Annotated in this window: 10 protein-coding genes and 1 pseudogene; 3 read left to right on the top strand and 8 right to left on the bottom strand. The window is 61.6% G+C overall.

Translation table 11 applies throughout. From position 1 onward, the window contains the following. Positions 1-596, bottom strand: a 596-nt coding sequence (locus FJ546_RS20780) for an IS701 family transposase (protein ID WP_246686901.1), incomplete at its 3' end; no start/stop codon positions are given. A gap of 171 nt (positions 597-767) precedes the next feature. On the opposite strand from FJ546_RS20780, the gene FJ546_RS20775 reads away from it, so the two are divergent. From FJ546_RS20775 to FJ546_RS20765, 3 genes are all read left to right on the top strand, one after another. After that, positions 768-1,118, top strand: coding sequence for a hypothetical protein (locus FJ546_RS20775; protein WP_140891024.1), 351 nt, complete (start codon positions 768-770; stop codon positions 1,116-1,118). Positions 1,119-1,545: 427 nt separating this feature from the next. Continuing rightward, a complete protein-coding gene (aguA, locus tag FJ546_RS20770; protein ID WP_348641990.1) occupies positions 1,546-2,733 on the top strand; it encodes an agmatine deiminase in 1,188 nt (395 codons plus the stop codon). Between the two features lie 68 nt (positions 2,734-2,801). Next, entirely contained in the window at positions 2,802-3,905 is a 1,104-nt protein-coding gene (locus FJ546_RS20765) for a polyamine ABC transporter substrate-binding protein (RefSeq protein ID WP_140891023.1), read from the top strand. Positions 3,906-3,926: 21 nt separating this feature from the next. Here the strand turns inward: FJ546_RS20765 and FJ546_RS20760 are convergent, their stop codons facing one another. From FJ546_RS20760 to FJ546_RS20725, 7 genes and pseudogenes are all read right to left on the bottom strand, one after another. Continuing rightward, complete coding sequence (locus FJ546_RS20760; RefSeq protein WP_246686900.1) at positions 3,927-4,634, bottom strand: LuxR family transcriptional regulator; 708 nt, start codon at positions 4,632-4,634, stop codon at positions 3,927-3,929. A gap of 442 nt (positions 4,635-5,076) precedes the next feature. Continuing rightward, on the bottom strand, positions 5,077-5,628 hold the full coding sequence (locus FJ546_RS20755) for a hypothetical protein (RefSeq protein ID WP_140891022.1): 552 nt from the start codon (positions 5,626-5,628) through the stop codon (positions 5,077-5,079). Between the two features lie 245 nt (positions 5,629-5,873). Beyond that, the gene (locus FJ546_RS20750; protein WP_140891021.1) at positions 5,874-6,629 is read right to left on the bottom strand and encodes a proline racemase family protein; all 756 of its coding nucleotides are present in this window, start codon (positions 6,627-6,629) and stop codon (positions 5,874-5,876) included. A 423-nt stretch (positions 6,630-7,052) separates the two neighbouring features. Continuing rightward, positions 7,053-7,314: pseudogene (locus tag FJ546_RS20740) on the bottom strand (leucine zipper domain-containing protein); the annotation flags it as partial. 140 nt (positions 7,315-7,454) lie between these two features. Next, positions 7,455-8,150, bottom strand: coding sequence for an amino acid ABC transporter permease (locus tag FJ546_RS20735; protein WP_181168021.1), 696 nt, complete (start codon positions 8,148-8,150; stop codon positions 7,455-7,457). Next, positions 8,143-8,961, bottom strand: a complete 819-nt coding sequence (locus FJ546_RS20730; RefSeq protein WP_281405657.1) for an amino acid ABC transporter ATP-binding protein — start codon at positions 8,959-8,961, stop codon at positions 8,143-8,145. Before FJ546_RS20730 ends, FJ546_RS20735 begins: the two co-directional genes overlap by 8 nt. A gap of 7 nt (positions 8,962-8,968) precedes the next feature. Next, the gene (locus FJ546_RS20725) at positions 8,969-9,757 is read right to left on the bottom strand and encodes an ABC transporter substrate-binding protein (RefSeq protein ID WP_140891018.1); all 789 of its coding nucleotides are present in this window, start codon (positions 9,755-9,757) and stop codon (positions 8,969-8,971) included. Positions 9,758-9,772 lie beyond the last annotated feature (15 nt).

The raw sequence follows: 9,772 nt of genomic DNA, 5'->3' as shown, positions 1-9,772 counted from the left end.
GCGATCGCCGGCTTGGTCGCGAATGCCACGTCTTGTGGAATATGCGCTGCCTTGCGACGCGCCTCGTCCCTGGCCCACGCCTCCGGCAAGTAAAGCCGCCGATCGATGAGCGCCTGGCCGAAACGGCTGGCATAGGCGGCAAACACCCCAACCTGGCAGTTCTCGATCCGCCCCGCGGTTCCCGAGTATTGTCGCGCGACCCCCACCGAATGCCGGCCTTTCTTGAGGAAGCCGGTGTCATCGACAACCAGCACACCCGAGTCATCGCCAAGTGCCTCGATGACATAGTCGAAAACGATGTCGCGCATTCGCTCGCAATCCCACTGCGAACGACCAAGTAGCGCCTGCATCCGCCATGGCCTTGAAAGGCCGGCTTGCTCAGCCATCAGCCAGCCAGTCTTGCGCTCGATCCCCGACAGAAGACCGTCGATGAACGCACCGCAACCCTCGCGCGCTTCCAGGCGGCGGAACACCGGGCAAAGCCGGCCTTTCAAGGCCGTCAGTTCCCGCTCCCAACCAATCCCGGATCCAGCCCAGTCAGAAACAGACATCCCCAAGCTCTCCTCAAGCTGTCCTAAACGCTTGAGGAGAATCATGATTTGCTAATAATTGCAACTGTAGTACTAGCACGGCAGGCGGGATCGCATCTGTCCCGTCTAGAAAACCGAAAGCGGAAAACGTCATTGGTGGGAACCAACGTCTTTATCGGTCATGGGCGCAGCCTACTGTGGAGGTCGCTAAAGGACTTCATCCATGGAAGACTTCATTTGCCTGTCGACGAATTTAATCGAGTACCCGCTGCCGGCGTCACCAACATCGCACGCCTTTCGGAAATGCTGGAATCGGCCGCCATCGCTTTTGTCAAGCTGGGAGCCGCGAGCCCGTTAGCAAGCAGCTTGCTCTCTCGAAAGGAAATAGCTGGCAGTCTGTTTCCGGTCGCCCTCTCACAAGCCAAAAACCTTGTGGTTACCATGTGTCAGGTCGATATTGCAGTTGGCACCTCCTCGGAACGCGACCCCGAGATCGCCGGCACGTCCCTGTTACGCGACAAGCTCATGCTCGTTTACCGGAGATCACCGGCTTGCCAAGCTGGGCTGAGTTGCCGGACGAAACGTTGATTTGCTGACCACGGCAAATCCGCTGCGCAACCTCGTCGAGCACGTCGTTCCGAATTTCCGGCTGAAATGCGAGGTTCGCTTCTCGACGACGGTTATCGGGATGATTGCCGCCGGCTGAGAATTGCCGTGCTGCCGGAGAATTCCAGCCAACTGGCCTCCGCTGTGCGCGTTACGACCGCCGACCTCATCGACCCGCTTGTCATGCGAGACGTCTCGTTGCTGCAGCGAGGTCAGCCTAGCCTCTCGTCCGCGGCGGAACGTCTGGAGGAGGCGTTTGGCGCCAGCTTCACCACCCCGGATGGCCTGCCAATTTGACGATCGAGGCCACCGAGATCTCGACGGGCCATTGCTTCACAGTGAAGGCCTGAGTCGACTCCACGACAAGGACGCGAATGCTCCAAGGGGCGCCAATATCCCAAATGGGACATTGACCGAGGAGATCTTAAAGCCGTCTGATCCTGGCAAGCTCTTTTGGCTCATTTCCAGTGGTCCCATCATGTCACGCACACTCACGACAACGCCGAAGCAGGACGGATTTCGTGCCCCCGGCGAATTCGAGCCCAAGGCTGGGTGCTGGCTGATCTGGCCGGAGCGGCCCGACACCTGGCGCCTGGGTGCCAAGCCGGCGCAAAAGCTGTTTGCCGATGTCGCCTCGGCGATCGCGCAAAGCGAGCCCGTGACGGTGGCTGTATCCAGTCGCCAGTGGCAGAACGCACGGGCCCGGCTGCCGGCCAATGTGCGCGTGGTGGAAATGTCGACCAACGATTCCTGGCTGCGTGACAGCGGCCCCAATTTCGTCATCAACGACCGCGGCGAGGTGCGTGGCGTCGATTGGACCTTCAACGCCTATGGCGGTTTCGACGGCGGACTTTATTCGCCATGGGACCTGGATGACCTGGTGGCGCGAAAGGTGCTCGAGGTCGAAGGGATGGCTCGCTACCGGGCGCCCTTGATCGCCGAAGGGGGCGGTCTGCAATGCGACGGTCAAGGCACGCTCATCACGACCGAGCAGTGCCTGCTCAATCGGAACCGCAATGCCCATCTCGGCAAGGCCGAGGTGGAGCGGCAACTCGGCGACTTTCTCGGCGTCGACACCATCATCTGGCTGCCGCGAGGCTTTGCCTTCGACGAAACGGATGGCCATGTCGACGATATCTGCTGCTTCGTGCGGCCCGGTGTGGTCGCGCTGAGCTGGACAGAGGACCGGGATGACCCGCAATACGAGATCGTGCGCGAGGCCGAGGAAATCCTGCGTTCGGCCCGCGATGCGCGCGGCCGCGCCCTGGAGGTCCATCGGCTGCCCCATCCCCTGCCGATCGAGACGACGGCGGAGGAAAGCGAAAGCATCGACCGGTCCGATCAGACATGGGCACGCCCGGCGGGAAATCGGGTCGCCGCCAGTTACGTCAACTATTACCCGGGCAACAGCGTCGTGGTCGTTCCGGAATTCGGCTGCGATCTCGACATGAAGGCAAAGCAAGAACTGGCCGAACTGTTTCCGGACCACAAGATAATCGGCATCGAGAACTCCCGCGAAATCCTGCTGGGGGGTGGAAATATCGCCTGTATCACCCTGCCGGTTTATGCCCCGCAGACAAGACCAGACGCGGCCTGAACGCCTGGCGCGGCCAGTTGGAAGCAGGCCCAATCCGCGAACCCAGGCCAACGATAAAGAGGACACGCATGCGCTCTCCAATCTTCTCGATGCTTCTGGCAACACTTGCTTGCGGCATCTGCATTACCGCCGTCCGGGCAGACGAGGAAAAGATCGTCAACGTCTACAATTGGTCCGACTACATCGCTCCGGATACCGCCGAAAAATTCGAGAAGGAGACCGGCATCAAGGTTCGTTACGACGTCTATGACGGCAACGAGGTCCTTGAGACGAAGCTGCTCACGGGCGGCTCCGGATATGACGTCGTCTATCCCTCAGCCTTTCCGTTCCTGAAGAACCAGGTCAAGGCGGGGGCTTTTCTCGAACTCGACAAGTCGAAGCTGGCCAACTACGCCAAGCTCGATCCGCAGGCGCTCGCGCTGCTCGCGGGCGCGGATGCGCAGAACCTGCACGCCGTTCCCTACATGGCCGTCACGGATGGGATCGGCTACAACGTAGCCATGGTCAAGCAAAGGATGCCGGACGCACCCACCGGTTCCTTCGCCATGGTTTTCGACGTCGACGTCGTCAAGAAATTCTCCGATTGCGGCGTCGCCATGATCGATGCGCCGACCGAGATCATTCCCATGGCGATGAACTATCTCCACATCGATCCGAAATCGACCAGTCCCGACGACCTCGCCAAGGTCGAGGAACTCCTGAAGAAGGTCCGGCCCTACATCCGCTATTTCCATTCGTCGAAATACATCAACGATCTGGCGAACGGCGATATCTGCGTCGTGTTGGGTTGGTCCGGCGATATCCTCCAGGCCAAGAACCGGGCCGCGGAATCGGCCAGGAAGCTCGAGATCGCCTATTCCATCCCCAAGGAAGGGACGCTGATCAACTTCGATACGATGGCCGTTCCGAAGGACGCGCCCCACCCCGAAAACGCACGAGCGTGGATCGACTTCAACATGCGGCCCGATATCGCCGCGGCCAATTCCAGCTATGTTTCCTACGCCAATCCGATACCGGAATCCTTGCCGCTGATGGACCAGGCGGTGGCCAAGGATCCCGGCGTATTTCCACCGGACGACGTCAAGGCCAAGCTGTTCGTGGTCGAGAACAACGACGCCAAGCTGTTGCGGCAGCAGAACCGCCTTTGGACGCGCGTGGTGACCGGGCAATAGGTGCCATGCATTGCCAGGGCGTCACTGTTGCGATGGCTGGCCGACAGAAGCCAGCAATTCCACCTGGGAATGCACGCCAAGCTTGCGGTAGATTTGCTTGATGTGGTTGCGGACGGTACCGGGCGAAATGGCGAGGCTTCGCGAAATGCCCTTGGCGTTGCCGCCATCCATCAGCAGCCGCGCTATCTGGCTCTCGCGGACGCTGAGCCGCGACCTCGCGGAATCGATTGCCGCACCGTTGTCTCGAAAGCGGCACAGATAAAGCAGTCTTTGCAGGATGAGCCTTGTCGCGCCACTGGCGGCACCCGCTGTCGCCAGGTCGTGCTCGCCGAAAGGCGGCGCGCCGTTTCGGCGCAGAAAGGTGACATAACCCGCCGTCAGCCTGTCGAGATTGAACACGCCGGTTATCTCATCGAAGCTGCCGGAGGGTTCGTAGAATTCGCGATAGTAGCGCGTGAGCCGGAAATCGCGGTCGCTGAGCGCCGACAGCGGCAGCAGGAAATCCTGCCTGGTGCTGGCGAACTTCTGGAAGAACGGATCCTGGCGATAGATGCGCGCATCATAGTCGCGGTTCCAGCGGTCGGGCCCGGCATCGTCGATGGTCACCGACGTTATGTCGCGATGGTAGAGGCCGACATAGACGCGATCCGATTGAAGCAAGATCTGCGCGGCGGCGGTGAAACGAGCCGACAGGTCCTCGGGCGTTGGCGCCGCGGCGGCGGCGGCCAAACCGCTGCTCCAGCGTCCAAATCGGTCGAGAGAAAAGGTCGGCTGCATACCCTGATACAATAGCTTCCGCTTGAGCAAACTCAAGCGGAGCGGGCCTCGCGGGCGCGACTTGCGGCCGGGACGCTCAACCGGCACGGTATGCTCGTCCGAGAGCTTTCCATCAGGCATCGAACTGTCATCAAGCCACCTCTGCCTCAGCGAAATGCGTCGTTGGCTCAGTCGCGCTGGCGCGGAATGCGACTATTGGGTTCTGACAATCTCGATCGGCCAACTGCTCGTCAACGAGTTCGACGTCCATCGTCCAAGCAGAACCAGACCGGCCGACTCGTCTTCCGTCCAGTTGCGATGTCGTCTGGACACGACTCCCCGTCCTGAATAGGGGTCGCTACTACGCCGGATGTTCCGGCGCGGGCGTGGAAAAGCCTTGTTCGTCTCGGCTGCGTCACGCGCGGCCAACGGTACGCCCTCCCCTGCGATTGCAACCCTGCGGGCACGATTGATGGTACGCCCGTGAGCCAAGGCTTAGCCGGCGTGGACTTTGTGGCTTCCTCCTGCCGGCTGTCGTCGCCGCCATGCTCCGGGGTGGAATTTCGTGGTGGCGTCGAAATGCTGCGGCGAACGCCCTGGTCAGACCTATGCCCGGCGCAAACCGATTCACCCGGACTGTCACACTGCCTTTCTTTTTAGTCAGGCTTCTCGATTCGATGACGGCGCAAAGCTCTCCCGTCACCGGGTCGAACATGCTGAGCACCTCGGAACTTGTGCGCAGCCCACGCGCGACGTTGGCGGGCACGGCGCTCATCAGTTTCACCACCCGCCCGACGCCTGGTTGCCAGGCGGGCATCACGAAAAGGCTCGCCCCGTCGCTGCCATTGACCTCGTGACGGACACGCGGCGGCGTCACGGCGCCTTGCCGAAAACCCTCTCGCAAAGCGTCGATAAGGGCGGGTAAATCGATGAGCGTCTCGACGCGGTCGCTGCTGATTACCTCCATGGCAACGCCGCCGGCCTATAGCGTCCGCCAGCGTCTGGGACGATCATAAGTCAGCCCTTTGACCGTCGAGGTCGAGCGCCGGCATCGGGCCGCCATACCCGTACGAGCTATGAAAACATCGACGTCCAAGGGCGGGTGTGATGGCATGAAGCAGAATGCGTCCAGAATAGCGATGGCCACCAATAGGGCATGCCGGCCGGAACAGAAACATACCCGTGGAAGAGGACTCCCGCCCGTCCGCCGCCTCAGCTTTCCGGGCCGCACCGGAATCCGCCTGCCAACCCGTCCGCCGGGTCACGAACGAACTCGTGCCGGCCGGTCATGTGGGCGCTTCCAGTCACCACCGGCAGGACATGTGTTATGCCGTCTATGTCAACGGTGCCCATCGCTCTGCCTTCGAAACTTGAGCCGATGATGCTGGTGGCCGTCACGCGACCGGCCGTGTCCATCCGCCCGCGGCCGATAAGTTGCGCCACACGCGCCGATGTTCCCGTCCCGCATGGCGAGCGATCGAGCGAGTCCGGCCCGAACAGCGCGGCCACATAGTAGCGCAGTTCATCGTTCTCCTGCTTCCGGTCGTTGGTGAACAACACCAGTTCCGGCGTAACCGGCGCTTGCGTTTCGGGATGGCGCAACCTGGCGCCTTGCGCGGTCGCGCGTATGGCTGCGTAGATTTCACGCAAGGCGGGCAGGTTGACAAAAGCGACGAGCGCTCCGGCCTTGACGAGGTCAAGCAGCACGGTTCCCCGCGCTGTTGCCAAGTTGATGTCCCTGGCCAATAGGCGGCTCGGCACATGGTAATAGCGCACGCGGGCGGATCTGCCGTCCACCAGTTCCACCGCCAGCGTTACCGTCCCCAGCGGCACGTCCAGACGGATTTCGTTCCACCCTTCGTGACCTTTGACCCAACCCTGCTCAAACGCGGCAGCGGCGAGCGCGATCGACCCGTGGCCGCAGGCCCCCTTGAAGCCGCTGCCCGCGGACGCGTCGAAGAACAGCACCCGAAGGCGCTGCCCGCGCTGACAGGATCAGTGAGGAAGGCGCCGAACATCTCGGCATGGCCTCGCGGCTCGGTCACCAGGAAGTCCCGCTGCCGACCCAGGATGGTTTCACCGTTGGCGGCTTTTTCTGCCATAGTGCAGCCCTCGACCACCTGTCTGCCGAGCACGATTCGCAACGGCTCGCCTGCCAGGTGATAGTCGATGGTCCGGATGGCCCGTTGCATCATAGGTTTTCCCCTGCATAGAAGCAGGCAGAGCTTCGCCGCATTGGCCAGCCCGTCAAGTCCCTTCCGAGGATGACTAGGAAAGCGGAGCGAGCGCGTAATGACTATCGATACGATGGAACGACTCCCTCGCTAGCCCCACGCAAACGAGGCTTCTGATCGGCTGAACCGGCTCGTCGACCGCCCACGGGCATGCCATGCCGGTCCAACGTTGCCGCCGCGGCGCCACGATGCGCGCGGCGATCGACGCAGTTGTGGCCTGTGGCATATGGGCAGGCCGCGAGGACCGGTCGACCATGCCGGCCCGCCCTTCGGCTTTATAGCGCTAAGCGCGCCACGATCTTGGCCGATACGCCGTAAACGCGTGCCGCATGGGCTTTGGAAAAAGCGCCTTCTATCACCGACAGCGCCATCTCCTCTCGACGCAGCGGCGTGAGACGGGCATTCTTGTGGATGTTCATTCGGACCCTCCGACGAGTGCTGAAGCCTGGTAACTCCAGCCTCCTCGGTCCGGTCCGAATGGACAACCTCCTGAAAGCTCACACCTAGCGGACGTCAGTGAGCGAATCAGCGGATCGTGCTGATTGACCCTCGCACCCGTTCAAGATCTTGCTCCCCCATCAAGAATCTTGACTTCAATCAGGGATGAGAGCGCTTGCAACAGGATTACCGCAGCGACATAGAAGACCGCAGCCAGCATGTAGGCCTGCAGGTTGAGGAAAGTCGCGGCGGCGGTCATTTGAGCGCTACGCATCAGTTCCGTCACTCCGATCACCGACGCAAGCGACGTGCCCTTCAAGATGACGATGAACTCGTTGCAAAGCGGTGGAAAGGCGATCCGTAGCGACTGCGGCAGGACGATGCGGCGCATGGCAAGCCCGTAAGTCATGCCGACCGATCTCGCCGCTTCCATCTGGTCGGCGGGCAGCGCCTGGATGCTCGCGCGGATGATTTCGGTCGTATACGCGCCGGCATTGATGGAAAAGGCGAGCGTCGCCGCGAGAAGCCGGTTGTCGAGCGGGCCTAACAGTGTGATCAGGAACGAATTTCCTATTTGGGCCGCCCAGGCGGGCAGGCCGAAATAAACGAGATAGAGCAGCACCAACGGCGGAATACCGCGGAAGAGCGCGACATAGGCGCCGCCAAGCATTCTCAGCCATCTGCGCTGCGACACGCGCGCTAGCGCCACGAATAGGCCGATGAGGAAGGCGCCCGCCATCGCTGCGACGGTCAGGCCAAGGCCGATCATCAGTCCCTTGAGATACAGGCTGGAATAGGTGGCGGCGAATTCAACCATGGGCGGCGCCCTCCCGAAAGTTCGCGCCGCCGCTATGGCGGGAGAGGAACGCAGCGATGCGAGTGGTCTTCGGTCGTGCGAAGAATTCCCCGGCGGGCCGGTCGTCGACGATGGCGCCGGCCTCCATGAAGACGATACGGTCGGCGACATCGGCGGCAAAGCCGATCTCATGCGTGACGATCAGCATGGTGCGATGCTCCTCGCGCAGACGTCGCATCGTGCCGAGCACTTCGCCCACCAGTTCGGGATCGAGCGCCGAAGTGGGTTCGTCGAACAGCATGATGTCCGGCTGCATGCACAGCGCACGCGCAATGCCGACGCGCTGTTGCTGGCCTCCCGACAACTGTGCGGGATAGTGGTCTTCCTTGCCGGTCAGACCTACGGTGGCAAGCGCAGCCACCGCCCTCTTCCTCGCTTCTTCCCTGGAAAGACCGAGGACGTACACCGGGCCTTCGATGACGTTCTGCAGGACCGTCATGTGCTGGAAGAGTGCGAAGCGCTGGAAGACCATGCCCGTCGAACGGCGCAGCCGGCTGATGCCGGCATCTGTCGCCGGACGGCGTTTGCCGTCCTTCTCGGTGTAGCCCATGAGTTCGCCATTGATGAGGACGCGCCCAGTGTCATATGGTGTCAGGAAGTTGACGCTGCGGAGCAGCGTCGTCTTCCCAGAACCGCTCGGGCCTATGATGGCGACGGTCTCGCCGCGCCGCACGATGAGGTTCACATCTTTCAAGACGGCGGAGCCCCTGAAGGACTTCCCCAGCCCCTCGATATGAAGGATCTCGTGGCGAGAGGTATCGTGCGCAGCCATGGCTTGGCTATTCAGGCACGTTCGTATCGTTGCCGAACCACTTCCTGGAGATGTCCTTTAGAGTCCCATCCGCCTTCATCTTGTTGATAGCCTCGTTGACCTGGGCAAGCGGCTTGTCCGATCCCTTGCGCAGGGCGACGCCGTTGAGCGTGACCGACGAGGTGAGCGGCTCGGACGTGACGACGAGCTTGCCCTTGAATTGGCTTTCCACCAGATAGCTGCCGTTGACGCTTTCGACAGCTACGACGTCGATGCGGCCTAGAAGCAGGTCGTTATAGGCGTCGATCACTGTGTTGTAAGTCGTCGGCGATAAGTCTGGCATGGCCGCGAGCGCTTCGGCGGCGGAGGTGCCTGTCATCACGCCGATCTTCGCTTTCTTCAGGTCATCAGGGCTGACGGACTGGTTCGGCGAGTCAGCCTTGACCACCGCGATGATCGACTGCTTCATGATCGGCTGCGAGAAGTCCACTACAGCCTTGCGGGCGTCGGTGATCGCGATGTTGGTGATGGCGTTGATCTTGTCCGCCTGGAGCGCCGGAATGATGCCGTCCCAGGCCATGCCCTCATAATTGAGCGGCACGCCCATATGCTTGGCGAGTGCCGTCGCGAAGTCGACATCATAGCCCTGGAGTGCGCCGTCGGGACCCATGAAGGAGATCGGGCGGAAGTCTGGATCGGCGCCAACCGACAGTTTGGCAAGGGCCTCGTCTGCGAATGCGGGCGCCGCGATGCAGGTACCCGAAAGCATCAGCGCGAGCGCGCCCCGAAGTAGGAAGGAAAAGAGTTTCTTGGTCATTACGTTCTCCAACTG

Origin of the sequence: Mesorhizobium sp. B2-4-19, assembly GCF_006441315.1 — a bacterium.
In the GTDB taxonomy this organism is placed as follows: domain Bacteria; phylum Pseudomonadota; class Alphaproteobacteria; order Rhizobiales; family Rhizobiaceae; genus Mesorhizobium.
The sequence above is the reverse complement of the archived record's forward strand: the minus strand, read 5'-3'. Positions and strand labels throughout refer to the sequence as shown.